The sequence below is a fragment of the Occultella gossypii genome (genome assembly GCF_019947135.1).
Lineage (GTDB): Bacteria > Actinomycetota > Actinomycetes > Actinomycetales > Beutenbergiaceae > Occultella > Occultella gossypii.
In genome coordinates, this window is record NZ_JAGSHT010000021.1 from 160876 (window position 1) to 186928 (window position 26053).

Sequence of the window (26053 nt, forward strand, 5' to 3'; positions counted from 1 at the left end):
CTCGATCGCGGTGTGCGCTCGGCCGGCATCGCTGCCGAAGAGCCCACCCTTGAGCGGGGCCCCACTCGGGACCGAGGAGGCCGCGTACCTGCCCGGCATGGTGCGTGAGAGATCGCTGAGGTCTGACCCGACACGCACGGCGCGTCCCTGCGGGCATCCCGCGGAGACGCGCCGGTGCGGCTCAGTTGCCCCGGTTGCCGTTCGAGTACCAGAACGGCAGCAGGAAGGTCTCATCACCACCCGTCAGGACTAGGTCACCCTCTGCGGCCGCGGGCCCCCGGGTCGAGAGCGTCACATCGAATGTGGCGGTCCCGCCGGCAGGAACGTCCACCGACGCCGGGAAGGTCATCGCCGGAGAACCGCCGGTGATGTCGAAGGTGCGGGCGACCGACGAGAGATTCCGGACCGACACCGTGATCGTCTCGACCACAGGCCCGTTGCCATTGCTGATGCCGAAGCTCAGCGACATCGGGTCGAATGTCGCGGTCGCGGCGAAGGCACGCGTCAGATCGATTCGCCCACCGCCGCGCTCCATCACGGTTGCGAGCGCCCCGCCGACCTCGGCGGCCCAGACCTGACGCTCGGCGTTGTTCCCGAGCAGCGACTTGACGTCCGTAGGACTCAGACCCGGGTCGTGCGCGAGAAGCAGGGCCGCCGAGCCCGCCACGTGCGGGGTCGCCATGGACGTCCCCTGGAACATCGCCCATCCGAGGTCCCCGGTCGCCTCGTCGAACACTGAGGAGAAGATGTTCACTCCGGGTGCCATCACGTCGGGCTTGATGTTCTCGGTGAACGGCGCCGGACCACGCGAACTGAACCCCGCGAGGATGTCGGCGTTCTCGGTGAGCACCTCGACCGGCATGCTGCCGTCGATGGTCACCGTCGAGGGCAGGGCGGCTTTGACCGTCAGGCCGTCGTCCAGGCTCACCATCACGGCCGGGATCTCGCCCTCGCCGCCCATGGCGGTCGGGTCGCCACCGACGTTGTTGTAGACGACTACCCCGATCGCCCCCGCGGCCGCCGCGGAGGCGACCTTCTCGGCGAACGTACAGGTGCCGCGCTGGACCAGCACGACGGCGCCGGACACGTCACCGTCGGGACTGCTGCCGGGGCAGGCCGTGTCGGTACCAGCGCTCCAGGCGGCGAACGGCGCGTCCGTCACGGGGCTCGCGGCGAACGGGTCGAAGTCCCCCACGGCCGCACCGACGTCCCCGACCCCAGCGACGGCAACGTTCACTCCCACGTAGTGCGGGTTCGTCGTGGCACCCGCCGTGAGTGCACCGAGCGCGTTGCCCGGGGAGCCGACGGTCGATGGCCCTGGGCCTTCGTTGCCGGCCGCGACTGCGGCCACCACACCGGCAGCGGCGGCCGCGTTGATCGCCTCGGCGAGGGAGTCGTGCGGACCCTGGATGCTACCGCCGAGGCTGAGGTTGATGACCTCCATGCCGTCGTTGACGGCGTCCTCGACCGCACGCACGATGTCGTGGCTGAAGGCGCTACCGTCCTGCCCCACGAAACCTCCGCCGTAGCCCGGGAACACGTTGTAGTCGAAGAGGTTCGCGCCTGGTGCGACACCACTGATGGTGCCCTGCACGGGGCCGCCCGGGTCGACCGCGCTCAGGTCGGTCACGCAGCCGGCCACCGTACCCGCGACGTGTGTCCCGTGGTTGAACACGATGTCCTCGCCGGTGCCGGCCACTCCCGAGGCATACACCTTGTGCGAGATCTCGTCCTTGCAGGCGAAGAACGGGTGGTCCTCGCGGATGCCGGTGTCGATGATGCCCACGTCGATGCCGGCCCCGTCGGTCTCACCGTGGGTCGACTGCCACACGTCGACGGCGTTGATCACGTCGACGCTGGCGTTCATCGTCGGGCGGTAGGTCCAGCTCGAAGTGACGTCGGCGACACCGGGAGCGTTCGCCAGCGCCTGCAGGCTCGCGCCGTTCAGCCTCACGGCGAACCCGTTGAGCACCGTGTCGTACTCGGCGATCACCTCGGCCTGCGGGATCCGCTGGGCGACGAAGGTTCGGTAGTTCGCGTGCTCGTTCGCGAGGAAACGCTCGTAGGCCCGATAGGCCGGGCTGGTCGGGTCGAGCCGACCGCGCTGTGGGCGGGTACCCGGGAGTCCGGGTTCGCCACCGGCATAGGTGGCGAGTGGGGCGGACTCGAGCGTGACGATGGCATATTCGCTCGGCGCAGCACGCTCCGGCGGTGCGGCCACGGCGGCGAGTGGTGTGGCCAACGCTATCGCGGATGCCAGGACTAGGGTCTTGCGCAACATCGGCATACCTCCACAAGGACAGGCTGGGACGGCGCCGAAAGGGGGTGGGCGTCGTCGCCCGTGCGCGCGGTCGGTCGGCCGCGTCGGCGGTCACAATACGCTTGTCCGCCACCTCTGGCACGGCGAACGGAGGCAGCCGTCGTCTCCCCATCCGGAGACGGGACTCCGGGCGTAGTTGCGGCGTCGAGGCCCTACCGGTTGTCGCCCGAGGTCTGGTCGGTCCATCCGTGCCGGGCGAGCACCGCCGCCAGGTCCGGCGGGGTGTAGGCGGGACCCTTCAGGATCTTCCCGTCCTCGCGCAGGATCGGCAGGCCGTCCGCACCGAGCTTCGACAGGTTCGAACGGTGGATCTCGGCGAGCACGTGCTCGAGCGGGATGCCGCACTCGATCGCCATCCCGTAGACCACGTAGACCAGGTCGCCGAGCGCGTCGGCGGTGGCGACGGTGTCCCGGCGGCCGTCGTCCAGGGCCTCGGCGCGCGCGAACGCCGCTTCCATCTCGGCGCCGGCCGCGTCGCCGTAGACGGCCTGGACCAGTTCGGCGAGCTCTTCCGCGACCAGGGCCAGGCGCATCGGCACCCGCGGTCGCGCAACCTCCGGTGCGCCGCCGGCGAGCGGCATCGAGTAGACGCGGTGGAACTCGGCGACGAGGACCTCGGGGTCGTGCCCCGGGCGCAGCGAGTCAGGGTCCGAGCCGCCCGACGGCGGAGGTGACGTCGGGCGCCCGACCGCACCACCGCCGTCGGGCAGGCCTGGCCCAGCCGCCCGCGGGAGGGGCACCTCCCCCTCGCGGGCGTACCAGTGCCCGCCCGTGCGCAAGTGCGCGACGACGGCCCGCTCGAGCGAGGTGTGCTGCGGGAGGGAGTCCAGGTCCACCTCGCCGCGACGGTTGAAGACGAAGAACATGACCTCCGTGTCCGCGGTGTCCCGGCTCGGCGTCAGCTCCCAGCGTTGCTGGAACGAGGCCATGTTCGAACCCGGCGCGAGCACCTCGCTCAGCTGCGGATCGAGCAGCCAGCTGGCGCAATGGATCGTCGCGGCCGGGTAGTCGGGGAAATGCCGGGCGAAGAACGTGACGGCCCGTGCGAACGAGGCGTCCACGGCCGACGGCGTGAGCGGGCCGATCCGGGGGATGTGAGCGGACAGGGCGATGCCTTCGCCGCCCGGGCGTCGGCGCGGCGTGTACTGGAGCCGGCCGAGCCAGTAGTTGCCGCCGGTCCAGTGGCCGATCAGCCAGTCCTGGGTGTGCAGCCCGAACTCGCCGAACGTGAGCCGGTGCACGTGCATCTGCTGGCCGAGGTCGCCGAGGGTGCGCCACGAGATCGCGTCGGAGATGCCGCGCTCGCGGTGGAACTCCCGCACGTCGCCGGCGGTTGCCACGAAGGCGAGGAAGGCGCCGACACCGTCCCCGCCGCGGCTGGTGCCCGGCTCGCGGGGGAAGATCAGGCCGGGGATGTCCATCGTGATGTCGCCGAGGCGATCGCGGAGGGCGTTCGCGTACCCGGCGACCCGGCCGAGGGTGTCGGGCTCGTCGAGCGCCGTGGCGACGGCGGCCTCGGCCTCCGGTAGGTCCTCGGGACGCAGGCCGAGCAGGACCAGGATCTCGGGCAGGTCGGGCGCTCCGAGCCGGGCGGCGATGTCCGCGGCGGTCAGGGGAACGAGCGTGCGGGTGTACGCGGCAGGCATGGAGCAACCGTACGGCCTCGCCCGTGGGTGCCAGACTTCCGGCGAGCGTGTCATCGTGCGGCCGACAGTGCCGATGAGCCGAACAACCGCACGTTCAGCCGGCGCCGTCTCTGGCGAGCGTGTCAGTGTGCGGCGGATGGCGCCGATGGGCCGCAGAATCGCACGTTCGCCGGGCGAGCGGCCCGGGTGAGGCCTCAGGCGGTGGCGGCCGGTGGGTCCTCGGTGCCGGCCGTGCGCAGCGCCGCCCGGCGGAGCATCTCGTGGGCCTCCTCCGGGGGCAGGGTCGCCTGGCTCACGTCGTCCGAGCCATCTACCGTGGGCGCCGCGCCGGGCAGCTCGGTCTGGAACGCGGCGGCCGCGGCGTCGATCTCGGCCTGGCTGTGCTGGTTGGCCAGGGACATGATCTCGCCCCACAACTGCTTCGCTTCGGCCTCCTGCTCGGGGCCGGCCTGCTCGGACAGTTCGAGTGCCTCGAGGCGGGCGCCGATCTCGTCCATGCGCTGACGGAACTTCGCGTAATCCATTCGACCGAGCGTAGGAGCCGGACGCCTCAGGAGCGAACCGCAGCCATGGGGAGTTCAACCGGGGGGTCACCGGCGCCCGTGACGTCGATGTCCCGGAGCCCGCACGCCACCCGGCGCAGCAGGCCGCGCAGCACCTCGCGCTCGTCCGGCGCGAGGGCCTCCATCGTGCTGTCCTCGGCCGCGCGCACCCGGCGCTCGAGCTCGGCCAGAAGGGCCCGGCCGGTGGCGGTGGCCACGACCCGCCGAGCCCGGCGGTCGGTGGGGCTCTGCTCCCGCAGGACCAGGCCCGCCTCGACCAGGTCGTCGATGAGGTAGGTCATCACGGTCCGGTCGATGCCGAGGTGCGCGGCCAGGGCGACCTGGGTCGGCTGGTCCCCGTGGACCACGACGTCGAGCACCTGGTAGCCACGGGAGCCGTGCGGAACGTCCGCGACCACCTCGGCCACGGCGGCCTCATAGGCCCGCAGCAGGGTGCCGATGTGCCAGCCGAAGTCCCCCTCACGGCGGGCGCGGCACCGCTCGTGCGTCGGTTCGGGGTTGGTGGCCATGTGGGAATGATACGCCCAGATGTGCGGTTGATCCAATCATCGGATCGACATATGATCTGCCAGACAACACATATCGCCGAGGTCCCCGAGGGCTCACGGCGACCCGGACCACACGAGGTGCGCACATGCCGGACTACGGCCACGACCTGACCTTCGGAACCTTCATCACCCCCACGAACGCCGCGCCGGCGAAGGTGGTGGAACTCGCGAAGACAACCGAGGCAGCCGGGCTCGACCTGGCCACCTTCCAGGACCACCCCTACCAGGCCGGCTTCCTCGACACCTGGACGCTGCTGAGCTACGTGGCCGCGCAGACCGAGCGGATCTCGTTGTCCGCCAACGTGATCAACCTGCCGCTGCGCCCGCCCGCCGTGCTCGCGCGGGCCGCCGCCAGTCTCGATCTGCTCTCCGGAGGCCGGTTCGAGCTGGGCCTCGGCGCCGGCGCGTTCTGGGATGCCATCGCGGCCATGGGTGGCCCTCGCCGCACGGCGGGGGAGTCCATCACCGCCCTGAGCGAGGGCATCGACATCATCCGCGGCCTCTGGGACACCAGCACCCGGGAGCGCCTCGTCGTGGACGGGACGTTCTACCAGGTGGACGGCGCCAAGCGCGGCCCGGCCCCGGCGCACGACATCCAGATCTGGCTCGGCGCCTTGAAGCCGCGGATGCTCCGTCTGATCGGCCGCAAGGCCGACGGCTGGCTGCCCTCCCTGGCCTACATCAAGGAGCTGAGCGACCTGACCGCCTCCAACACGACCATCGACGAGGCCGCGATCGCCGCCGGACGCACCCCGGGTGACGTGCGCCGGCTGCTGAACATCGGCGGCGCGTTCTCCACCCAGCGCAGCGACCGGCTGCTGGCCGGCCCGCCCGAGCAATGGGCCGAGCAGCTCTCCGACCTCACCCTCGAGTACGGCTTCTCCAGCTACATCCTCTCCGGCGACGACGCGCAGGCGATGATGATCCTCGGCCAGGAGGTCGCTCCCGCCGTGCGCGAACTCGTGCGCGCCGAGCGTGGCGCCGACGAGACCGACGCGACCCCCGCCGTCGGGCTCTGACCATGGACTACGGACACCCCCTGGAGTTCGGGGCCTTCATCAACCCCGACAGCGCCGACCCGGCCGGCGTCGTCGACCTCGCCCGACGCGCCGAGGAGCTCGGCCTCGACCTCGTCACCGTGCAGGACCATCCCTACCAGCCCGCGCTGCTGGAGACCTGGACACTGCTCTCCTGGATCGCCGGCAGCACGGACCGGATCCGGATCGCCCCGAACGTGCTGAACATGGCGATCCGCCCGCCCGCCGTGCTCGCCCGCGCCGCCGCGAGCCTGGACCTGCTCTCCGGTGGGCGCCTCGAGCTCGGCCTCGGCGCCGGGCACTTCTGGGACGCGATCGCCGCGATGGGGACGCCGCGGCTCAGCCCCGGGGAGTCCGTGGACGCGCTCGCGGAGGCGATCGAGATGCTCCGCACCATCTGGGCCGGCGACGCCTCGACGCCGCTCGAGGTGCCCGGCGCCTTCCACACCCTCGACGGCGCCCAGGGCGGGCCCGCCCCCGCGCACACCGTCTCGCTGTGGATCGGCGCGCTCAAGCCACGCATGCAGCGCCTCATCGGCGCGAAGGCGGACGGCTGGTGGCCCTCGCTCGGGCGGCTCGGCCCGGGCGACCTGGCGGCCGGGAACGCCGTCGTCGACGCCGCCGCCACCGAGGCCGGGCGCGACCCGCGCGAGATCCGCCGCCTGCTCAACATCACCGGCTCGTTCGGCCCAACGGCGCAGGGCCGGTTGAGCGGACCTCCCGCCACCTGGGTGGAGCAACTGCTCCCATACGCGCTGGACGACGGCGTGGGCACCTTCGTGTACGCGGCGCCGGACCGGGCGCACCTCGAGACGTTCGCGACCGAGGTGGCGCCCGCCCTGCGCGAGGCCGTCGCCACCGTGCGGGACGTGCGCGAGACCGAGGTCGGCGCCGTGGTTCCGCTGGCGATCCGCGCCAAGCGGCGCGAGGGCATCGACTACGACACCGTCCCGGCCGCACTGGCCGCGACCGCCGTCGAGCCCGGCCACGCCGGCTTCGCGGGCGTGCGCAACACCTACCTGCGCGGCGGCTCACCCGGCCTGGTGCTACGGCCGGGCGACGCCGACGAGGTGGCGCAGGCGCTCTCCTTCGCACGGTCCCAGCCGGTGCCGCTCGCGGTCCGCAGCGCCGGGCACGGCATCAGCGGCCGCTCCACGAACGACGGCGGCATCGTCATCGACCTGTCCCGCCTGAACCGGATCGAAGTCCTCGACGCCGCGACCCGGCGGGTCCGCATCGAGCCGGGCGCCCGCTGGGGCGAGGTGGCGCAGGCGCTGCACCCCTACGGGTGGGCGCTCAGCTCCGGGGACTTCGGCGGCGTGGGCGTCGGCGGGCTGGCCACGGCCGGCGGGATCGGCTGGCTCGGCCGCGAGCACGGGCTCACCATCGACCACGTGCGCGCCGTCGAGATCGTCCTCGCGGATGGTCGGCTCGTGCGGGCCGACGCCGAGCACCACCCGGACCTGTTCTGGGCTGTGCGCGGGGCGGGCGCGAACTTCGGCATCGTCACCGCGTTCGAGTTCGAGGTCGACGAGGTGGGGGATGTCGGCTTCGCCCAACTGGCCTTCGACGCCGGGAACGTCGCCGAGTTCCTTGAGAACTGGGGCGCCCTCCAGGAGGCGGCGCCTCGGGATCTGACCAGCTTCCTGATCATCGGTCGCCCCCGCGGTGGGCAGGTGGTGGCCACCGTGATGGCGACCGTCGACTCCGACGACCCGGACACCGTGATCAGCAGGCTGCAGCCGTTCGCGACGCTCGGCCCGCTCCTGCAGCAGGCCGTGCAGATCCTGCCGTACCCGGCCATCGTGGCCGCGCCCGACGGCGGCCAGCACGGCCAGGGCGAGCCCGCCACCCGGTCCGCACTGGTGGACCACATCACGCCCGAGCTCGCGGCCGCGGCCAGCAAGCTCATCCACAGCGGCGTGAGCTACTTCTTCCAGATCCGGTCCGTCGGTGGCGCCGTGGCGGACGTGCCGCCCGATGCGACGGCGTACGCGCACCGGTCCGCGAACTTCTCCGTGATCGCGTTCGGAGCCGGCCGGACCCGCCTCGACGCGGTCTGGGACACCCAGATCCAGCCGCACGCGAACGGGCTCTACCTGAGCTTCGAGACCGACCCCCGGCCCGAGCGGATCACCGACGCGTTCCCGCCGGCCACGCTGGCCCGGTTGCGCGAGCTCAAGGGCAGGCTCGACCCGGAGAACGTGTTCCGGGACAACTTCAGCGTGGCGCCGGCGAAGCCAGGGCTGGCAACCGTGGCCGGCTGAACCTCCGACAAAGGAACGCGCATCGGCCGTCAGCGCGGCGGTCGGCAGGCGGCGGCGCCGAACCGGCCGGATCTGTGAACGTCCAGGGGCATCCGGGCAGGATAGAGAAGTCGCCCTGCGACACACAGCGCGCGTGATCACACGAAGGACTCCGGTCCGAAACGACCCCACGCCACGAAGGTGATCAGGGCGAGGTATGCCATGTTCACCAGCGCGTGCGTGACGGCGTGGCGGCGCAGTTCCACGATCGCCGCCCCGACCATGATCAGACCCAAGCCAACGGCCGCCACCGGCACCAGCGCGGGCGCGATGTCGAGCACTGCGGGCAGGATCAGGCCGATGCCGCAGAGCATCTCGACGGCTCCGAGAGCCTTGATGAAGCCGGCACTGAAGTCGTTGACCCATCCCGCGGCCGGAGCCTTGGCCAGCTTCTCCTTGGGGGTGAGTAGCTTCCCGGCGCCGGAGAAGAAGAAGACTGCTGACAACAGACCCGTGATGATCCACAGAGCGAGGTTCATGTATTTTCTCCCGATCGGTTACGTCGGCCCGCTCGGGCCCGTCATCACCCATGACGGGACTTGCGGGAGGAAGGTAACAACATGAGCCGATCAGGTTCGGGAGAGGCACTGGCGGACGCTTTCGATGCACAGCGCGGCCGCCTCGTCGCGGTGGCGTATCGGATGCTCGGCTCGCGCGCGGACGCCGAGGACGCCGTCCAAGAGGCATGGCTGCGGTTGGCGCACCAAGACCCCGCATCGATCGACAACCTCGCCGGCTGGCTGACCACGGTGGTGGGCCGGGTGTCCATCGACGTGCTGCGCTCGCGCCGAGTCAGGCCCGAGCAGCCCACGGACCCGCTGCCGGAACTCGTCGTGACGGAAGACGGCGACTCGCCAACCGAGGAGAACGTGCTGCTCGCCGAATCGGTTGGGCTGGCACTGCTCGTGGTCCTCGACACCCTCCGCCCGGCCGAACGGTTGGCATTCGTGCTGCATGACATGTTCGCCGTGCCGTTCGAGGAGATCGGGCAGATCCTCGGGAGGTCCGCGGATGCGACCAAGATGCTCGCCAGCCGTGCCCGGCGGAAGGTGCAGGGGACGCCGCAACCTGCCGACGAACGGCAGCAGCAGCGCGCGGTGGTCGATGCGTTCCTCGCGGCCGCGCGGGACGGCGATTTCGAAGGGCTGCTGCGCGTACTCGATCCGGACGTGACGTGGCGCAGCCAGAATGCGCACGGCGTCGCCGTCAAACTCGGTGCGACCGAGGTGGCCATTGCGGCCGAGCGCGGCGCCAGGGCCGAGGCAACGGCGTGGCCCGTCCTGGTCAACGGTGAGCCCGGGATCGTGGCATGGACCGCGAGCGGCAAGCCGATGGGCGTGATGGCATGCACCGTGGTCGATGGTCGGATCGTCGAGATCCTGTCGCTACGGGATCCGAAGCGCCTCGCGGAGATGGACCTCCCGGGACGTCCCCAGTAGCCCGTGTTGCTCAAGGCTCTGGAGTCAGCGGAGCGTCGCGCTCCACTCGGCTGGGCTCGCCCTGGTGGCAACCCACCACCGCGATCGTGTAGTGGGGGCTGGTTCAACTCTTCGCTGACGGCCCACGGCCAGGAGGTGGCCAAGTGCATCGCATTGAAGCTTCGCCGGTATGTGCCACCAGCCGAAGCGGTGCGCATCTACACCTCAGATCTGCTGCGCACGGCTTCTATCAATTCAGGCATTGCTGTACTGTCCCGCTCATGACCACGGGCACTGCAACGCTGACCCACACCGCCGCGCTCGCGCGCCTGGGCCACGCACTCTCCGACCCGACCCGCGCCGGCATCCTGCTCGCGCTCCGGGAGGCGCCCGCCTATCCCTCGGACCTGGCGGACGCGCTGGAGGTGTCCCGGCAGGTGATGTCGAACCACCTCGCCTGCCTGCGCGGCTGTGGCCTGGTCGAGGCGATGCCGGAGGGGCGGCGCACCTGGTACCGCCTCGCTGACTCGCACCTCGCCCCCGCGCTCGACCACCTGCTCGGGGTGGTGCTGTTCGTCGAGCCCGACTGCTGTGACGGAGAGGGGTGCGCCTGCTGATGAGCGTCCCGACCCTCACCGAGCAGCGGCGTGAGCTCCTACACCGACGGATCCGGCTCATCGTGGCGATCACGATCGGCTACAACCTCATCGAGGCCGTCATCGCGATCGCGGCCGGCGCCGCGGCGTCGTCGACGGCGCTGATCGGCTTCGGGCTGGATTCCACGATCGAGGTGCTCTCCGCCGCCGTCGTCGCCTGGCAGTTCACCCGGCGGGATCCGCAGCGCTGGGAGAAGCCGGCGTTGCGGGTCATCGCGATCGCCTTCTTCGCGCTCGCGGCGTATGTCGGCGTGGCCTCGGTCCTCGCCCTGGCCGGTGGCGGCGAGGTCCGGCACTCCACGGTCGGCATCGTCCTCGCCGCCGTGAGCGTCGTCGTGATGCCGTTCCTGTCCTACGCCGAGCGCCGCGCCGGTCGCGAGGTCGGCTCGGCCACCGCCGTCGCGGACTCCAAGCAGACCCTGATCTGCACGTACCTCTCGGCCGCGGTGCTACTCGGCCTCGTGGCGAACAGCCTGTTCGGCTGGTGGTGGGCCGACGCGATCGCCGGACTCGTCATCGCCGCGTTCGCGCTCCGGGAGGGCGTCGAGGCGTGGCAGGGCGACACGTGCGCCACGAGCGTCGGCATGATCCTCGATGCCCACCAGCCAGACCCCGCTGCACCGCCGGGCCCGGCGCAATACGGTTACCCCAGAGGCGGGGGTGACCCCCGCCGTCGTCCACCGAGCCCGTAGTGAGGAAGACCTGTGAGCACCGCACCGATCGACGCCACCACCACCAGCGCCTGGGCGGAGCTGACCGGCCACGCCGCCGCCCAGACGCCGGATCTGCGCGCCTGGTTCGACGCTGATCCCGGCCGGGCCGAGCGGTTCACGTTCGATGCCGCGGACCTGCACGTCGACCTGTCCAAGAACCTGATCACCGACGAGACCCTGGCCCTGCTGTTGCGCCTGGCCGACGAGGTCGGTCTCTCCGGCCGGATCGAGGCGATGTTCACCGGCGAGCACATCAACGTCACCGAGGACCGAGCCGTGCTGCACACTGCGCTGCGCCGCCCGGCCGGCGCGAGCCCCGCGCTCGTGGTCGACGGGCAGGACGTGGACGCGGATGTGCACGCCGAGCTGGCGCGGGTCTACGCGTTCGCCGAGCAGGTCCGCTCCGGCGCGTGGACCGGGGTGACCGGCAAGCGGGTCGCCACCGTGGTCAACATCGGCATCGGAGGCTCCGACCTCGGCCCGGTGATGGCGTACGAGGCGCTCGCCCCGTACGTCCAGGACGGTCTCGAGGTCCGGTTCATCTCCAACATCGACCCGAGCGACGTCGCCGAGACCACCGCCGGGCTGGACCCGGAGACCACCTTGTTCATCGTCGCGTCGAAGACGTTCGGCACCCTGGAGACGCTCACCAACGCCCGGCTCGCCCGGGAGTGGCTCTGGACGAACCTGGAGTCCGCGGGTGCTGTCGATGGCTCCGAGGCCTCCCGCACCGACGCCGTTGCCAAGCACTTCGTGGCCGTCTCCACGGCGCTGGACAAGGTCGCCGCGTTCGGCATCGACCCGGCGAACGCGTTCGGGTTCTGGGACTGGGTCGGCGGCCGGTACTCGGTGGACTCCGCGATCGGCACCTCGCTCGCGATCGCGATCGGGCCGGAGGCGTTCGCAGAATTCCTGGACGGCTTCCACGCCATCGACCAGCACCTGCGCTCGACCCCGTTCGCGCAGAACGTGCCGGTCCTGATGGGGCTGCTGAACGTCTGGTACGTCAATTTCCTCGACGCGCACACGCACGCGGTGCTGCCCTACGCGCAGTACCTGCACCGGTTCCCCGCGTACCTGCAGCAGCTCACCATGGAGTCCAACGGCAAGGGCGTGCGCTGGGACGGCAGCCCCGTCACCACCCAGACCGGCGAGGTGTTCTGGGGCGAGCCCGGCACGAACGGCCAGCACGCGTTCTACCAGCTCATCCACCAGGGCACCAGGACCATCCCGGCCGACTTCATCGCCGTCGCCAACCCCGCGCGGCCGTTGCGCGACGGTGACACCGACGTGCACGGCCTGTTCCTCGCGAACTTCTTCGCCCAGACGAAGGCCCTCGCGTTCGGCAAGACCGCGGACGAGGTCCGCGCCGAGGGCACCGCCGAGGCGATCGTCCCCGCACGCGTGTTCACCGGGAACCGGCCGACCACCTCGATCCTCGCCCCGGCGCTCACGCCGTCGGTGCTCGGGCAGCTGATCGCGCTCTACGAGCACATCACGTTCGTGCAGGGCGTGGTCTGGGGCATCGACAGCTTCGACCAGTGGGGCGTGGAGCTCGGCAAGCAGCTCGCTACCCAGATCGCCCCTGCGGTCACCGGGGATGCCGACGCGCTCGCCGCGCAGGACACGTCCACCCAGGCGCTGATCCGGCACTACCTGGCGCAGCGGGACTGAGCGGGAGCGGGTCGACCGAACTCAGCGGATCCGGACCGGGTCCATCCAGGCCAGCACGTGCTCGGTGCCGAACGGCCACAGTGCCTCCAGCGCGGCGGCCGGGTCGGTGCCGAGTGCCGGTAGTCCGGGCAGCGTGGGTCTGGTGTGCACCGGCCGGGCCGGTGCGTCCGTCGGTAGCCCGGCCAGGCGCCGGGCGTAGGCGAGTCCGTCGTGCAGGTCGCCGAGGGCGTCCGCGAGACCGAGCCCGACGGCGTCGCGTCCGCTCCAGATCCGGCCTCGCCCGAGCTCGTCGACCCGTTCCGTACTGAGTCCCCGGCCGGTCGCCACCCGGTCCACGAACCTTCCGTAGACCTCGTCCATCACCTTGCGGAACCGCTCGCGCTGGGCGTCGGTGAACGGCCGCGCGGCGCTCAGGGCAAGCGCGTCCTCGCGGCCCACCGGTTCGGGATGGAAGCCGTGCCGGTCCGCGAACTCGGTCAGCACCGGCTTGCCGATGACCACTCCGATGCTGCCGGTCAGGGTGAACGGGCTGGCCAGCACGTGGTTGGCGCCGGCGAGCACGTAGTAGCCGCCGGACCCGGCCACCGAGCCCATCACCGCCACCACGGGCTTCCGGCACGCGACCACCGCCCGGTGGATCAGGTCCGAGGCGAGCGCCGACCCGCCGCCGGAGTCCACGTACAGCACGATCGCCTTCGTGTGCTCCTCGCGCTCGGCCCGCCGCAGTGCCGCCACCACCGTGTCCGACCCGGCCCGTGGGCCGCCCAGCACCGGCACGGGCGGGCCGCCCGCACTCGGCCCGGAGACGATGGCGCCGACCACGGGGACGACAGCGACGCCGTCGGGCTGGCCGCGCAGCGGCGTTCGGCGCCCGCCGCCGGCGCGTTGGGGTCGCAGCAGGTCGAGGGTGCGAGCCAGCGACGTGTCGGCCACGGTGACGATCTCGTCGTCGTACGCGATCCGGGTGATCAGACCGGCCTCGAGGAGTTCCGTGGCCGAGGTCAGCCCGGCGTCGAGCCAGGCGCCGGCCACCTCCTGCGAGACGCCGCGCGCGCTCGCCAGTGCCTTCACCCAGGAGGCCTCGACCGACTCGAGGTAGGCACCGAGCTGCTCGCGCTGAGCATCGTCCATGTGGTCCTGGCTGAACGGGGTGAGCGCGGACTTGTACTCGCCGATCCGCAGGTTCTCGAACCCGATGCCGTGGCTGCGCAGGAATGCGCCCAGGTAGACCTGCTCGCCGGCGAACCCGGGCACGGACACGTCCGCGGATTCCGGCGCGACGACGTCCGGGACCGGCGCGGTGGCCAACAGTCCGGTCATCGTGACCTGCTCGAGGTAGGCGGTCACGTGCTTGCGCTCGGCCAGGCGCGCGAGCATCCCGGCGATCGCATCGGCCGTGGCCAGGTCGGCGGTGAACCCGCGCACCCGCACCACGACGGCGCTCACCCAGTCGGCGTCGCCGATCCGGTCCAGCCGGCCGGACAATGCCTCGAGGGTCGTGGTGCGCTGCAACAGGCCGCCGAGGCCGGGTCGGCGCTGCGCGGGGTACGGGCCGGAGAGGTCGAGGATCACCCGGTCCGGTTCGGCCGCCGAGCCGGGACGGCGTCCGAGCAGCGGGGCCAGGGTGGGGAGTGCGCGCATGGTTCGAGGCTAACCCGCCACCTGGCCCGCGGCGGCTCGGGCGTTCGTTCGTCAGGCGCCGTCCTCGTCGTGCGCCGCGGCGAAGTCGAGGACCGCGCCCGCGCGGTACGGACTCGTATTCGCCCACGGACGCCCCGATAGGATGCGGCTCGCCAGGCCTTTTCAGGGCGCCGCGAGTCCGGGGCCCGCGACCGAACGCCGGAACGAGGTGAGGGGCAGCGCATGTCCGGCACCTTGAGAGACCGCGCCGCCGTGCCGGCTCGCCGCGTGGTCGCCGCCGCCGAGCGCGTGCAGGGCCTGTTCCCGGCGCGCGTCTGGCGCCACTTCACCCGCAAGGGCGGGTTCGTGCTCGCCGCGGGGGTGAGCTACCAGGCGCTGTTCGCGATCTTCGCCACCCTCTACATCGCATTCGCGTGGGTCGGGCTGTGGCTCGGTGGGAGCACCCCGGCGATCGAGGCCCTCATCGCCCTCGTGGACACCTATCTGCCCGGGCTGATCGGTGAGAACGGGGTCCTCACCGAGGACCAGGTGTTCGCAATCGCCCGCGATGCGTCCGCGTTGCTGAGCATCACCGGCCTGATCGCCGTGATCGTGTTCGTGTGGACGGCGATCGGCTGGATCTCCTACTCGAGGCTCGCCGTGCGGGCGATCTTCGGTCTGCCGCCGGATACGCGTCAGTACGTGCGGCTCAAGGCACGCGACTTCGTGGTGGCCGTGTTCTTCAGCCTGATGCTGCTCATCGGCGGGGTGCTGAGCGGTGCCGGGTCCTGGTTCCTCGGCGAGGTCTTCGATGCCCTGGGGTGGAGCACGACGTCGAACGCTTTCAACGCGCTGATCAGGCTGGCCACGGTGCTCGTGGCATTCGTCGTCGATGCGCTCACCCTCACCGCGATCTTCAAGTTCCTCGGTGGTGCGAGCGTGCCCTGGCGCCGGATCCTGCCCGGCGCCGCCCTCGGTGGGGCGGCGATCGTGGTGCTGCAGCTCGGGGCCGGCTACCTCCTGTCCAGCTCACCCGCGAACCCGCTGCTGGCGACGTTCGCCGTCTTCATCGGGCTGCTGCTGTGGTGCCGCCTCGCCGGGGTGGTCATGCTCGTCTCGGCGGCCTGGGTCGCGGTGTCCGTCGCCGATGCCGGCCTCTCGCTCGCGCCGGAGTCGGATGCGCCCGCCGAGGAGGACCCGGACACCCGGCTCGCGCAACTGCTCGCCGTCTGCGAGGAGATCCGCGACGCGGCGGCCGCGCACCGGGACGCGCCGTTCTACCGGCGCCGGGCGGCACGGCGGCGTGAGGAGGCAGCGATCGAGGAACTCGACGAGTTGTTGCGCGGGGATCTTGCCGCGGACGTGTCCGGATCGGCCGGCGTCGTGACGTGATGGAGCGGGTGACGAGAGCCGTCGTCGCGACCGACTCGTTCCTCGCCGGGCGCTCCTCCTCCCGATACTCGGCACCACGCTCGCATGAGAATGGCCGCCTCGACTTCGTCGGGCGGCCATCTCATTGCGAGCGGGTGACGAGAATCGAACTCGCGCTATCAGCTTGGGAAGCTGAAGTTCTACCACTGAACTACACCCGCATGCGTGCGGCTGACCCGAACGCGCGGCCCAGCATACCCGGTGCTGGGGCTGGGCTTCACCCGGGCGCGCTAACGTGGGCGCGTGCTGCTCTCCGATCGTGACATCCGCGCCGAACTGACCACCGGGCGGATCGGCCTGGATCCGTACGACGAGTCGATGATCCAACCCTCCAGCGTCGACGTCCGCCTGGACCGCTACTTCCGGCTCTTCGACAACCACAAGTATCCGGTCATCGACCCCGCCCAGGACCAGCCCGAGCTCACCCGGATGGTCGAGGCCGCCCCCGGGGACCCGTTCGTGCTGCACCCCGGGGAGTTCGTGCTCGGCTCCACGTACGAGCTGATCAGCCTGCCCGACGACGTCGCGGCCCGCCTGGAGGGCAAGTCCAGCCTCGGCCGGCTCGGACTGCTCACGCACTCCACCGCCGGGTTCATCGACCCCGGGTTCTCCGGCCACGTCACCCTCGAGCTCTCGAACGTGGCGACCCTGCCGATCACGCTCTGGCCCGGCATGAAGATCGGGCAGATGTGCTACTTCCGGCTGTCCAGCCCGGCGGAGCACCCGTACGGGTCCGGTGCCCAGGGCTCGCGCTACCAGGGCCAACGGGGCCCGACGGCGTCCCGTTCGCACCTGAACTTCCACCGCACCGACGTGGGGCAGTAGCGCAGTGCCCGACGGCGGAGCTCGAGTTCTCGACGCCGGCCTCGCCCGGTCGAAGCACCTGTTGCTGCTCGGTGCGGACGTCACCGACGACGAGGTCGAGGCCCTCGTGCTGAGCCGGTTCCCCGAGGCCGGCCGCGTGAACGCGACCGTGCTCGCGCTCACCCCGCAGTCAGCCCTCGAGGGCCCCTGGGCCGTGCCGGAGCCGGCCGCCCTCGGCGCCGGTCCCGAGGTCACCCAGGCGTACGCGATCGCGGTCCCCGCCGAGCGGGGCGACCCGGTGCCCGAGGACCTGCGCGGCCTCGGCGGGATCCTGGATGCGTTCGCCGACGGGCCGCCCGTGGGGCACGAACTCGCGATCATCGAGTTCGCGCAGGCGGCCGCGCGGCGACTCGGCGGAGCGGTGCGGGTTGCCGGAACCGGCGCCCTGATCACCCCCGAACCGGGCGTGGACCTGGCCGTGCACTCCGAGGTGTGGCTGCACCCCGAGGCGCTGGTGCACGTGCTCACGCCTGCGTTGCCGGGGGTGGCCCTCCATCTGGGCCCGGTCGCAGACCCGGGAGCGCAGCCGCCCACGGCGCCGGCGCCCCGACCCGCCGGCACCGAGGACCTGGACGAGGGCGAGCGGGCCTGGATCCAAGCCGAGGCGGACGCGTTCGACGCGCACGCGCTCGCGGCGGAGCCCGCCACCGAGGCCTACGGCGCCGTCTGCGCGCTGCCCGACGGCGGCACGGTCGCCGTCGAGGTGGAGGCCGAGGTGTCCGTGCCGCTCGTGCTGGAGGGCCTGGACTGGGCTCGCTCCGGCGTGATCCGCTACGACCTGCGGTGGTTCCCGGCGGATCCGGAGGCCTACCATTCCGCACCGCTCGACGCCCCCACCCTGGTGGCCCGCGAGCGCGCCACGGCGCTCGTGGAGGGTGCCGCGCGTGCCCTGCTGGACGCCATCGGCGGCGAGACGACCGACGACGACGGGTTCCTCGTCGACCCGTGAGCAGAGCGGGTCCGGCCGTTCCCCAGATCGTGGACGCGGCACGGAACGGGTCCGTCGCCTTGGTAGTATCCGAACGGTTCCCACCCACCCATCACGCCGCTCGAATCAGAGGCGGTGTGCGTGGCCGTACCTTCTTTGTCCTACCTAAACGCACACATCAGTTCACCTGAGGCGACCCGTCGCCGCGACCCCGTGCTCGACCTGACAATCTGACCACGCCCACTGATCAGGAGCGGACGTGCTGCAGCTACTCGCTTTGCACCTTCTCGCCGCCGTGGCTGCGCCTGCCATCATGCGGCGGTTCGGTCGCAAGGGGTTCCTGCCGCTGGCGTTGGTGCCCGGGTCGGCGGCGGTGTGGGCGGTGGCCAACACGGGAGCCGTGCTGGACGGGCGGGGTCCGACGCTGGACGTCTCATGGATCCCGGCGCTGGACATGTCGCTGGCCTTCCGGCTGGACGTCCTCTCCTGGCTGATGGTGATCCTCGTCGGCGGCGTCGGCGCGATCGTGCTCGGCTACTGCGCCTGGTACTTCGCGTCCGGGGCGAAGTTCCTGGGCCGGTTCGCCGGGGTGTTCGTCGCGTTCGCCGGGGCCATGCTCGGGCTCGTCACCACGGACAACACGCTCGTCCTGTACGTGTTCTGGGAGCTCACCACGGTGTTCTCCTACCTGCTGATCGGTCACTACTTCGACCGCAAGGGTGCTCGCCGGGCGGCGATGCAGGCGATCATCGTGACGACCCTCGGCGGCCTCGCGATGCTGTTCGGCTTCCTCATCCTCGGTGCGGCCGAGGGCGGCTCCTACGTGATCTCCGAGCTGATCGCGAATCCGCCGCTCGATGGCAGCGCGCTGGTGACCGCCGGGATCGTGATGGTCCTGGTCGGTGCGATCAGCAAGTCGGCGCTCGTACCGTTCCACTTCTGGCTCCCCGGTGCGATGGCCGCACCCACCCCGGTGAGCGCCTACCTGCACGCCGCGGCGATGGTGAAGGCCGGTGTGTACCTGGTGGCCCGGTTCGCCCCCGGATTCGCCGAGGTCGGCTTGTGGCAGTGGATGATCCTGCTCACCGGTGGCGCGACGATGATCCTCGGCGGCTACCGTGCGCTGCGGCAGCACGACCTGAAGCTGCTGCTCGCGTTCGGCACCGTCAGCCAGCTCGGCTTCCTGATCCTCCTGGTCGGGCAGGCCGACCGGGCCATCGCGCTCGCCGGGCTCGCCCTCATCGGGGCGCACGCCATGTTCAAGGCGACCCTGTTCCTGACCGTCGGCGTCATCGATGCCGCCGCCGGCACCCGTGACCTGCGCCAGCTCTCCGGGCTCGCCAAACACCTGCCCTGGGCCACCGTGCCCGGCGTGCTCGCCACGTTCTCGATGGTGGGCCTGCCACCGTTCGCCGGGTACGTCGGCAAGGAGGCCGCCCTCGAGGCCCTCGTCCACAGCGACGATCCGATGACCTTCGCGCTGCTCGTGATCGTCGTGATCGGGTCGATCCTCACGTTCGCCTACGGGATGCGTTTCCTCTGGGGCGCGTTCGCCCGGAAGAAGGGCGTCGAGGACACCCCGGTGGACAAGGAGGCGGCTGGCCTCTACATCGCGCCCAATGTGCTCGCCTTCGCCGGCCTCGTCGCAGGCCTGTTCCCGGTGGCCGGCGAGACGTTGCTGGCGCCGTACGCGGACACCTACCCGGTGGGCGAACCCGGGCACCTGACCCTGTGGGGCGGATTCGGGACCCCGCTGTTGCTGACCGGGGTGATCATCGTCGGCGGGGTGCTGCTGATGCTGGCCCGGCGCGGGGTCGAGCGGGTCCAGGAAGTGGTCTCGGTCGGACCGGACGCGGACCGGACCTACCGGGGCACGATGCGCCGGCTGGACAGCGTGTCCGTTGCGGTGACCTCGATCACCCAGCGTGGTTCGCTGCCCGTGTACCTGGCGCTGATCCTGCTCACCACCGTGGTGATGATCTGGACGTCCGTCTATGCAGGGGGCCTGCGCATCGGCGCGGTGAAGCCCTGGGACTACCCGGTCCAGGCGGGCGTCGCCATCGTGGTCGCGGTCGCGGCCTTCCTCACCGCCCGGGCCCGCCGCCGGCTGAAGGCCGTGGTGCTGCTCGGCATCACCGGCTACGGCGTGGTCCTGCTGTTCGCGCTGCACGGCGCACCCGACCTGGCCCTGACACAGGCCCTCGTGGAGACCATCACCCTGGTGGTGTTCATCCTGGTGCTGCGGCGCCTGCCGGCCTACTACTCGAACCGGCCACTGAAGGCGAGCCGGTGGTGGCGCGCCATCCTGGCGATCGCGGTCGGGCTGACCGTCACGTTCGTGGCGCTGGTGATCCCGAATGCGCGGGTCACCGACAGCATCGCCGAACTGTTCCCCGAGGAGGCCTACAACTACGGCTACGGCAGGAACATCGTCAACGTCACCCTCGTCGACATCCGCGCCTGGGACACCATGGGTGAGATCTCGGTGCTGCTGGTGGCGGCGACCGGCGTCGCGTCCCTGGTCTTCCTGCGGGCCCGCGCCGGCCGCGTCGAGCGGATCCGTGACCATGACATGGACCGCGGCTCGGTGTGGGCCAGCGACGCCCCGGGTGACGACGCGCTGGTGCGGCAGGGGCGGACCATCCCGGTGCGCAGCACCCGCAACCGGCGCTGGATCAGCGCCGGCGTCGCCCTCGCGCCGCACCGCCGGTCGGTGATCTTCGAGGTCGCCACCCGGCTGATCTTCCACACCATGCTCGTGTTCGCGATCTACCTGCTGTTCGCCGGGCACAACTCCCCCGGCGGCGGGTTCGTGGCCGGCCTGGTGGCCGGCATCGCGCTCACGGTGCGCTACCTGGCCGGCGGCCGGTACGAGCTCGGTGAGGCTGCACCGGTGCTGCCCGGTCTGCTCCTGGGCAGCGGCCTGTTCCTGTCCGCCGGCGCCGGGGCGGTGCCACTCGCCTTCGGCGGCGTCGTGCTGCAGTCCGTGGTCATCGACATCCCCCTCGGCTACCTCGGTGACGTGCACCTGGTCACCACGCTGTTCTTCGACATCGGCGTGTTCCTCGTGGTCGTCGGCCTGATGCTGGACATCCTGCGCTCGCTCGGCGCCGAGGTGGACCGCCAGGGCGAGGCGGAGGGCAGGGCGGTGCCGGACGTCGCCCACGACTCCCCACGATCCACCGCCGACGATGCCCAGCCACTCGAGGACGCCCTCACCGGGGGAGGTGCACCGTGATCGACATGACGCCCAACGTCACGCTCGCGATCGTGGTCGGCGTACTGGTCGGCACCGGGGTGTACCTGCTCCTGGAACGCAGCCTGTCCCGCGTGATCATCGGGGTGACCCTGATCAGCAACGGCGTCAACGTGCTGATGCTGATCGCCGGGGGAGCGGCCGGCGGGCCACCGCTCATCGGCAGCGGCCCCCCTGAGGACATGGCCGACCCGTTGCCGCAGGCGATGGTCCTCACCGCGATCGTGATCAACCTCGGTCTGACCTCGTTCGTGCTCGCGATGGCCTATCGCAGCTGGCAGCTGCACGGCCATGACGAGGTGCAGGACGACCTCGAGGACCGCCGGATCGCGCGCCGCGCCGAGCGTGGCGCGGTGGACAAGCGGGACGACGACGTCGGCACCAACCTGGCCATCGAGGCCGCCGAGGCGCGCGACGAGACCGAGGAGGTCCCCCTGGTCACCGGCCACGGGCCCCAGCTCGGCGCCGAGGACGACGACGTGACGGGACGACGATCATGAACTGGCTCGTTCCGTTGCCCGTGGTGATCCCGCTGATCGCGGCGGGCCTGGCCCTGGCCATGTCCCGCCGGCCACGGGTGCAGGGTGCGATCTCCGTCGCCGCCCTGAGCCTGGTCCTCGCCGTGGCCGTCGGCCTCATCTTCGTCACTCACACCCAGGGTCCGCAGGTGGTCAACGTCGGCGGCTGGTCCGCCCCGGTCGGAATCGCCCTCGTCGGCGACCGGCTGTCCGCCCTGATGCTGCTCGTCTCGGCCATCGTGCTGCTCTGCGTGCTCCTGTACTCGCTCGCCCAGGGCATCGCCGACGGCAACGAGGGCGCCCCGGTCGCCATCTATCACCCGACGTATCTCGTCCTCGCCGCCGGGGTCGCCAACGCGTTCCTGTCCGGGGACCTGTTCAACCTCTACGTCGGCTTCGAGATCCTCCTCGCGGCCTCGTTCGTGCTGCTCACCCTCGGCGGCACCGGCGAACGGATCCGGGCCGGGTCGATCTACGTGATCGTCTCGCTGCTGTCCTCGATCCTGTTCCTGATCGCAATCGCGATGATCTACGCGGCCACCGGAACGCTGAACCTCGCCCAGTTGTCCGAGCGGCTGCTCGACATCGACCCCGGGGTCCGCCTGGTCCTGCAGGTGATGCTGCTGATGGGCTTCGCGATCAAGGCCGCGGTGTTCCCGCTCTCGGCCTGGCTGCCTGACTCCTACCCGACGGCGCCGGCCCCGGTCACGGCGGTGTTCGCCGGGTTGCTGACCAAGGTCGGCGTGTACGCGATCATCCGGATGCAGACCCTGCTGTTCACCGATGGCGCCCTGGACACAGTGCTCATGTGGGCGGCCCTGCTGACCATGCTGGTGGGCATCATCGGCGCGGTGGCCCAGGACGACATCAAGCGGTTGTTGTCCTTCACCCTGGTCAGTCACATCGGCTACATGATCTTCGGGATCTCACTGGCGAACCAGACCGGGCTGTCCTCCGCCATCTTCTACGTCGCCCACCACATCACCGTGCAGACAGCGCTGTTCCTGGTCGCGGGCCTCATCGAGCGCCGCGGTGGCACCACCTCGCTGGAGAAACTCGGCAGCCTGGGCAAACTCGCCCCGGCGCTCGCGATCCTGTTCTTCGTGCCCGCCATGAACCTCGCCGGGATCCCGCCGATGTCCGGCTTCCTCGGCAAGGTCGGCCTGCTCCAGGCGGGCCTGGAACTCGGGTCGTCGCTGGCCCTCGCGACCGTTGCCGCCGGCCTGCTCACGTCTCTGCTGACCCTGTACGCGGTGGTCAAGGCCTGGAACAAGGCGTTCTGGCAGGATGCCCCCGAGAAGTTGCCCAACGAGAGCACGCCGCGCTCGATGTTCGGGCCCACCGCCGTCCTGGCCACCCTCGGTGTGCTGTTCGCCGTGATCGGAGGCCCGTTGTACAACTACACCGATGCCGCCGCCCGGGACCTGCAGGCGCAGACCCCCTACATCGATGCGGTCCTGGTCCATGGTGACCGCGGCGAGGGCGACTCCGACGCGGCCGGGGGTGACGACGGATGAGGGCGGGCGGACCGCGCACGTGGCTCGAGAAGTTCCCGATGGTGTTGTGGCTGACGGCATTGTGGGTGCTGTTCTGGGGCGAGCTGAGCCTGGCGAACGTGCTCGTGGGTGTGCTCATCGGGCTGTTCGTCATGACGGTCATGCCGATGCCCCGGATCGGCTTCGAGGGCCGGGTTTCCGTCATCGGCACCGCGATCCTGCTGGGGAAGTTCGCCGTGGACGTCGCGATGGCGTCCGTGCAGGTGGCAGGGCAGGCCCTGCGGTTCGGGCGAGACCCGCACGGCGCCGTGATCCGGGTGCCACTGCGCGGGCACTCCGACCTGTTCCTGACCCTGACCGCGGTGCTGTGTTCGCTCGTACCCGGTTCCATCATCGTGGAGGCCCACCGGCTCTCTGGCACCCTGTACGTGCACATCCTGGACGTGCCCACCGTGGGCGGGGTCGAGAAGGCGAAGGCCGACGTGCTCGCCCAGGAGCGGCGCGTGCTCTACGCGCTCGCGACGGACGCCGACATCGCCGAGGCGGGCCTGCCGCCCCGGCCGTGGAAGCGGAGCCGCGGCAACAGACCGAACGCAGCCTCCGCCGTCGACAATGGCCGTCCCACCGACGGCGAAGGGACGGTGACCCGATGAGTGTGGGTGTGCTGATCACGTGTGGGGTGTTGCTCACGGCCGCGGCGATACTTGCCATGAGCCGGGTCGAGCGCGGGCCGAGCATGCTCGACCGGATCGTGGCGATCGACGTGATGGTGGCTGCGATCATCGGATGCCTGGCGATCCTGTCCGCGTGGTCCGGCCGGGTGGACCTGGTGCCCGTCCTCATGGTGCTCGCGCTCGTCGGGTTCGTCGGGTCGGTGACGCTGGCCCGGTTCGCCGCCGCGGAGCCCGACGAGGAGCGCCGCATCCTCACTCCTGAGGAGATCGCCGAGGCCGACGCCAAGGTGCGGGCCGAGCTGGAGGAGGAGTCGTGAACGTCTCGGACATCGCCATGGTCGCCTCCTCGGTGCTCCTTGTCCTGGGCAGCCTGCTCACCCTGATCGCCGCGATCGGGGTGACCCGGTTCCCGGACCTGCTGGCCCGGATGCACGCCGCGACCAAGCCCCAGGTGCTCGGCCTGGTGCTCATGATGGCCGGCCTCGCACTCGCGCTCGGCACCTCACAGGTGACCTGGAAGCTCACCCTCGTGGTGCTGTTCCAACTGATCACCGCGCCCGTGTCGGCGCACATGGTGGGCCGGGCCGGCTACCGCACCGGCAAGGTGCGCTCGGATCTGCTGGTGGTCGACGAACTCACCGATGACCTGCGGGCCGCGCGCGAGGAGGCGGACCGCTGAACGCGGACGGGCCAGCTGGCCGCAGCTGACCCTGACCCGTTCGGCTCAGGCCTTCTCGATGTCCCCGCGTGACATCCACTTGCCGGCGGTCCGGGTGGCGAACGTCCGCGCGAACGCGACCACGGCGCCGCTCACCGCCGCGAACACCACCAGCTCGCCGAGGCTGATCTCGCCGTCGTCCGGGTCGCCCGTGGGCGGCTCGTGCCCGGTGACGCCCTTCCACACCAGGGAGATCAGCTTGTTGGCCGCGAACCCCGCAGCGATGGCGGCGATGGTGGTCACGATCTTCTGTGCGTTCATGCGAGCACTCCTGGTGATTGCGGATCGGCTCCGGCCACCCTATCCGGCGCGGACCGGCCCCCGCCCGGCGAGTGGGCACCCGGGCACCGGTGCCTCGGCCGCGGTGTACCGTTGGCCCCATAACGACAGGGGAGCGCCACCAGCGCTGAGAGTGCGGCCCGCCGCAGACCCTCGAACCTGCTCCGGCTAGCACCGGCGAAGGGAGTCGAGTTCCTCTCCCATGTGGTGTTCACGCACCGCCTGGACCCCTTCTCAATTCCAGTTGAGGAGGACGCACATGTTCCACCATGCACGTAGAACCCAGGGCCCGGCGCCCGTGCCGGCCGGGCGCCGTCGCGCCGCGACGGGGCTGGCCGCCCTCGCCGCGGTCGCGCTCGTCGGCTGCTCCCTCGCCGGTGGCGACGAGGGCGACGGCGGCGCCGACCCGAGCGCGAGCGGCGGCGGTGTCGTACGGGTCGTCACGCACGACTCGTTCAACCTCTCCGAGGACCTGATCACGGCGTTCGAGGCCGACACCGGGTACACCCTCGAGTTCAGCGCCCCCGGCGACGGCGGCGCCCTCGTGAACCAGCTGATCCTCACCAAGGACTCCCCGCTCGGGGACGTCGCGTTCGGCGTCGACAACTCGTTCGCCAGCCGGGCCATCGACGCCGACGTGTTCGAGCCGTACGCACCCGCGGACCTGCCCGCCAGCGCCGAGCAGTACCTCGCCGACGACGCCGGCTCGCTCACCCCGATCGACGTCGGCGACGTCTGCCTGAACGTGGACCACACCTGGTTCACCGAGCACGGCATCGCCGAACCGGTCACGCTCGAGGACCTGCTCGCCCCCGAGTACGAGGGCCTGACCGTCGTGTCCAACCCGGCCACCTCCTCACCCGGGCTCGCGTTCCTGCTCGCCACCGTCGGCGCGTTCGGCGAGGACGGCTGGGTCGACTACTGGGCGGACCTGTCCGCGAACGGGCTCAAGGTCGTCCAGGGCTGGTCGGACGCGTACTCGGTGGACTTCTCCGGTTCCACCGGCGCCGGTGCCTACCCGATCGTGCTCTCCTACTCGACGTCGCCGGCGTTCGAGGTGGCCGAGGGCGAGGACACCGCCCCCACCGGCGCGCTGCTGGACACCTGCTTCCGGCAGGTCGAGTACGCCGGGGTGCTCGCCGGGGCCGAGAACCCCGAGGGGGCCAGGGCGTTCATCGACTTCCTGCTCACCGAGGCGGTGCAGGCCGACATCCCCGGCCAGATGTACGTCTACCCCGTCGACGACACCGTCGAGCTGCCCGAGTCCTGGACCACCTTCGCCCCGCTCGCCCCCGAGCCGTTCGAGGTCGCGCCCGAGGACATCGCCGCGAACCGGGACGCCTGGATCCAGACCTGGACCGACACGGTGATCGGCTGAGGATCGCATC

General features: G+C 71.1%; 23 protein-coding genes, 1 tRNA gene and 1 riboswitch. Of the genes, 16 read left to right on the top strand and 8 right to left on the bottom strand.

What is annotated here, in order from left to right; translation table 11 throughout:
* Positions 1–181: 181 nt before the first annotated feature.
* The 4 genes from KCQ71_RS21750 to KCQ71_RS21765 form a co-directional block, all read right to left on the bottom strand.
* Entirely contained in the window at positions 182–2281 is a 2100-nt protein-coding gene (locus tag KCQ71_RS21750) for a S8 family serine peptidase (RefSeq protein ID WP_223410171.1), read from the bottom strand.
* A 191-nt stretch (positions 2282–2472) separates the two neighbouring features.
* Positions 2473–3966, bottom strand: a complete 1494-nt coding sequence (locus KCQ71_RS21755) for an acyltransferase domain-containing protein (RefSeq protein ID WP_223410174.1) — start codon at positions 3964–3966, stop codon at positions 2473–2475.
* A gap of 194 nt (positions 3967–4160) precedes the next feature.
* The gene (locus KCQ71_RS21760; protein ID WP_223410178.1) at positions 4161–4490 is read right to left on the bottom strand and encodes a hypothetical protein; all 330 of its coding nucleotides are present in this window, start codon (positions 4488–4490) and stop codon (positions 4161–4163) included.
* 26 nt (positions 4491–4516) lie between these two features.
* Positions 4517–5038, bottom strand: coding sequence for a MarR family winged helix-turn-helix transcriptional regulator (locus tag KCQ71_RS21765; RefSeq protein WP_223410181.1), 522 nt, complete (start codon positions 5036–5038; stop codon positions 4517–4519).
* A gap of 125 nt (positions 5039–5163) precedes the next feature.
* Between KCQ71_RS21765 and KCQ71_RS21770 the strand changes: the two genes are divergently transcribed.
* Complete coding sequence (locus KCQ71_RS21770) at positions 5164–6096, top strand: LLM class flavin-dependent oxidoreductase (protein ID WP_223410185.1); 933 nt, start codon at positions 5164–5166, stop codon at positions 6094–6096.
* A gap of 2 nt (positions 6097–6098) precedes the next feature.
* Positions 6099–8381 carry an LLM class flavin-dependent oxidoreductase gene (locus KCQ71_RS21775; protein ID WP_223410188.1) on the top strand — a complete coding sequence of 761 codons (2283 nt, stop codon included), beginning with the start codon at positions 6099–6101 and terminating at the stop codon, positions 8379–8381.
* A 137-nt stretch (positions 8382–8518) separates the two neighbouring features.
* On the opposite strand, the gene KCQ71_RS21780 is transcribed toward KCQ71_RS21775, so the two are convergent.
* Positions 8519–8899 carry a DoxX family protein gene (locus KCQ71_RS21780; protein WP_223410191.1) on the bottom strand — a complete coding sequence of 127 codons (381 nt, stop codon included), beginning with the start codon at positions 8897–8899 and terminating at the stop codon, positions 8519–8521.
* 81 nt (positions 8900–8980) lie between these two features.
* On the opposite strand from KCQ71_RS21780, the gene KCQ71_RS21785 reads away from it, so the two are divergent.
* From KCQ71_RS21785 to pgi, 4 genes are all read left to right on the top strand, one after another.
* Positions 8981–9859 (top strand): sigma-70 family RNA polymerase sigma factor, encoded by an 879-nt coding sequence (locus KCQ71_RS21785; RefSeq protein WP_223410194.1) that lies wholly within the window; start codon positions 8981–8983, stop codon positions 9857–9859.
* A 260-nt stretch (positions 9860–10119) separates the two neighbouring features.
* Complete coding sequence (locus KCQ71_RS21790; RefSeq protein ID WP_223410197.1) at positions 10120–10455, top strand: ArsR/SmtB family transcription factor; 336 nt, start codon at positions 10120–10122, stop codon at positions 10453–10455.
* Positions 10455–11186: a cation efflux transmembrane domain-containing protein gene (locus KCQ71_RS21795; RefSeq protein WP_223410199.1), complete on the top strand. Its 732-nt coding sequence runs from the start codon at positions 10455–10457 to the stop codon at positions 11184–11186. Before KCQ71_RS21790 ends, KCQ71_RS21795 begins: the two co-directional genes overlap by 1 nt.
* 12 nt (positions 11187–11198) lie before the next feature.
* Positions 11199–12881, top strand: coding sequence for a glucose-6-phosphate isomerase (gene pgi, locus KCQ71_RS21800; RefSeq protein WP_223410201.1), 1683 nt, complete (start codon positions 11199–11201; stop codon positions 12879–12881).
* A gap of 21 nt (positions 12882–12902) precedes the next feature.
* Here pgi and KCQ71_RS21805 read toward each other — a convergent pair whose 3' ends face one another.
* The gene (locus KCQ71_RS21805) at positions 12903–14522 is read right to left on the bottom strand and encodes a S49 family peptidase (RefSeq protein ID WP_223410203.1); all 1620 of its coding nucleotides are present in this window, start codon (positions 14520–14522) and stop codon (positions 12903–12905) included.
* 222 nt (positions 14523–14744) lie between these two features.
* On the opposite strand from KCQ71_RS21805, the gene KCQ71_RS21810 reads away from it, so the two are divergent.
* Positions 14745–15893 carry a YihY/virulence factor BrkB family protein gene (locus KCQ71_RS21810; protein WP_223410205.1) on the top strand — a complete coding sequence of 383 codons (1149 nt, stop codon included), beginning with the start codon at positions 14745–14747 and terminating at the stop codon, positions 15891–15893.
* A gap of 129 nt (positions 15894–16022) precedes the next feature.
* On the opposite strand, the gene KCQ71_RS21815 is transcribed toward KCQ71_RS21810, so the two are convergent.
* A tRNA-Gly gene (locus KCQ71_RS21815) sits at positions 16023–16093 on the bottom strand.
* 82 nt (positions 16094–16175) lie between these two features.
* Here KCQ71_RS21815 and dcd point away from each other — a divergent pair.
* The 8 genes from dcd to mnhG all read left to right on the top strand — a co-directional run bounded on the left by dcd (position 16176) and on the right by mnhG (position 24347).
* The gene (gene dcd, locus KCQ71_RS21820; protein WP_223410207.1) at positions 16176–16757 is read left to right on the top strand and encodes a dCTP deaminase; all 582 of its coding nucleotides are present in this window, start codon (positions 16176–16178) and stop codon (positions 16755–16757) included.
* Between the two features lie 4 nt (positions 16758–16761).
* On the top strand, positions 16762–17745 hold the full coding sequence (locus KCQ71_RS21825; RefSeq protein WP_223410209.1) for a hypothetical protein: 984 nt from the start codon (positions 16762–16764) through the stop codon (positions 17743–17745).
* Between the two features lie 238 nt (positions 17746–17983).
* Positions 17984–20962: a Na+/H+ antiporter subunit A gene (locus KCQ71_RS21830; protein WP_223410211.1), complete on the top strand. Its 2979-nt coding sequence runs from the start codon at positions 17984–17986 to the stop codon at positions 20960–20962.
* Positions 20963–20967: 5 nt separating this feature from the next.
* Complete coding sequence (locus tag KCQ71_RS21835; protein ID WP_223410214.1) at positions 20968–21480, top strand: Na(+)/H(+) antiporter subunit C; 513 nt, start codon at positions 20968–20970, stop codon at positions 21478–21480.
* Entirely contained in the window at positions 21477–23015 is a 1539-nt protein-coding gene (locus KCQ71_RS21840) for a Na+/H+ antiporter subunit D (RefSeq protein WP_223410216.1), read from the top strand. Before KCQ71_RS21835 ends, KCQ71_RS21840 begins: the two co-directional genes overlap by 4 nt.
* Complete coding sequence (locus tag KCQ71_RS21845; protein WP_223410219.1) at positions 23012–23647, top strand: Na+/H+ antiporter subunit E; 636 nt, start codon at positions 23012–23014, stop codon at positions 23645–23647. The genes KCQ71_RS21840 and KCQ71_RS21845 overlap by 4 nt, the downstream gene beginning before the upstream one ends.
* Positions 23644–23985: an MrpF/PhaF family protein gene (locus KCQ71_RS21850; protein ID WP_223410222.1), complete on the top strand. Its 342-nt coding sequence runs from the start codon at positions 23644–23646 to the stop codon at positions 23983–23985. Before KCQ71_RS21845 ends, KCQ71_RS21850 begins: the two co-directional genes overlap by 4 nt.
* The gene (mnhG, locus tag KCQ71_RS21855) at positions 23982–24347 is read left to right on the top strand and encodes a monovalent cation/H(+) antiporter subunit G (RefSeq protein WP_372454082.1); all 366 of its coding nucleotides are present in this window, start codon (positions 23982–23984) and stop codon (positions 24345–24347) included. Before KCQ71_RS21850 ends, mnhG begins: the two co-directional genes overlap by 4 nt.
* Before the next feature lie 45 nt (positions 24348–24392).
* Here the strand turns inward: mnhG and KCQ71_RS21860 are convergent, their stop codons facing one another.
* Entirely contained in the window at positions 24393–24647 is a 255-nt protein-coding gene (locus tag KCQ71_RS21860) for a DUF4235 domain-containing protein (protein WP_223410225.1), read from the bottom strand.
* 117 nt (positions 24648–24764) lie between these two features.
* Positions 24765–24868, top strand: a riboswitch (TPP riboswitch).
* A 56-nt stretch (positions 24869–24924) separates the two neighbouring features.
* On the opposite strand from KCQ71_RS21860, the gene KCQ71_RS21865 reads away from it, so the two are divergent.
* A complete protein-coding gene (locus KCQ71_RS21865; protein WP_223410227.1) occupies positions 24925–26043 on the top strand; it encodes a thiamine ABC transporter substrate-binding protein in 1119 nt (372 codons plus the stop codon).
* Positions 26044–26053 lie beyond the last annotated feature (10 nt).

Excerpts from the sequence above, each read along its gene's own strand:
- KCQ71_RS21750 (WP_223410171.1), bottom strand. The coding sequence starts at position 2,281 with ATGTTGCGCAAGACCCTAGTCCTGGCATCCGCGATAGCGTTGGCCACA.
- KCQ71_RS21755 (WP_223410174.1), bottom strand. The coding sequence starts at position 3,966 with ATGCCTGCCGCGTACACCCGCACGCTCGTTCCCCTGACCGCCGCGGAC.
- KCQ71_RS21760 (WP_223410178.1), bottom strand. The coding sequence starts at position 4,490 with ATGGATTACGCGAAGTTCCGTCAGCGCATGGACGAGATCGGCGCCCGC.
- KCQ71_RS21765 (WP_223410181.1), bottom strand. The coding sequence starts at position 5,038 with ATGGCCACCAACCCCGAACCGACGCACGAGCGGTGCCGCGCCCGCCGT.
- KCQ71_RS21770 (WP_223410185.1), top strand. The coding sequence starts at position 5,164 with ATGCCGGACTACGGCCACGACCTGACCTTCGGAACCTTCATCACCCCC.
- KCQ71_RS21775 (WP_223410188.1), top strand. The coding sequence starts at position 6,099 with ATGGACTACGGACACCCCCTGGAGTTCGGGGCCTTCATCAACCCCGAC.
- KCQ71_RS21780 (WP_223410191.1), bottom strand. The coding sequence starts at position 8,899 with ATGAACCTCGCTCTGTGGATCATCACGGGTCTGTTGTCAGCAGTCTTC.
- KCQ71_RS21785 (WP_223410194.1), top strand. The coding sequence starts at position 8,981 with ATGAGCCGATCAGGTTCGGGAGAGGCACTGGCGGACGCTTTCGATGCA.
- KCQ71_RS21790 (WP_223410197.1), top strand. The coding sequence starts at position 10,120 with ATGACCACGGGCACTGCAACGCTGACCCACACCGCCGCGCTCGCGCGC.
- KCQ71_RS21795 (WP_223410199.1), top strand. The coding sequence starts at position 10,455 with ATGAGCGTCCCGACCCTCACCGAGCAGCGGCGTGAGCTCCTACACCGA.
- KCQ71_RS21805 (WP_223410203.1), bottom strand. The coding sequence starts at position 14,522 with ATGCGCGCACTCCCCACCCTGGCCCCGCTGCTCGGACGCCGTCCCGGC.
- KCQ71_RS21810 (WP_223410205.1), top strand. The coding sequence starts at position 14,745 with ATGTCCGGCACCTTGAGAGACCGCGCCGCCGTGCCGGCTCGCCGCGTG.
- KCQ71_RS21835 (WP_223410214.1), top strand. The coding sequence starts at position 20,968 with ATGACGCCCAACGTCACGCTCGCGATCGTGGTCGGCGTACTGGTCGGC.
- KCQ71_RS21840 (WP_223410216.1), top strand. The coding sequence starts at position 21,477 with ATGAACTGGCTCGTTCCGTTGCCCGTGGTGATCCCGCTGATCGCGGCG.
- KCQ71_RS21845 (WP_223410219.1), top strand. The coding sequence starts at position 23,012 with ATGAGGGCGGGCGGACCGCGCACGTGGCTCGAGAAGTTCCCGATGGTG.
- KCQ71_RS21850 (WP_223410222.1), top strand. The coding sequence starts at position 23,644 with ATGAGTGTGGGTGTGCTGATCACGTGTGGGGTGTTGCTCACGGCCGCG.
- KCQ71_RS21860 (WP_223410225.1), bottom strand. The coding sequence starts at position 24,647 with ATGAACGCACAGAAGATCGTGACCACCATCGCCGCCATCGCTGCGGGG.
- KCQ71_RS21865 (WP_223410227.1), top strand. The coding sequence starts at position 24,925 with ATGTTCCACCATGCACGTAGAACCCAGGGCCCGGCGCCCGTGCCGGCC.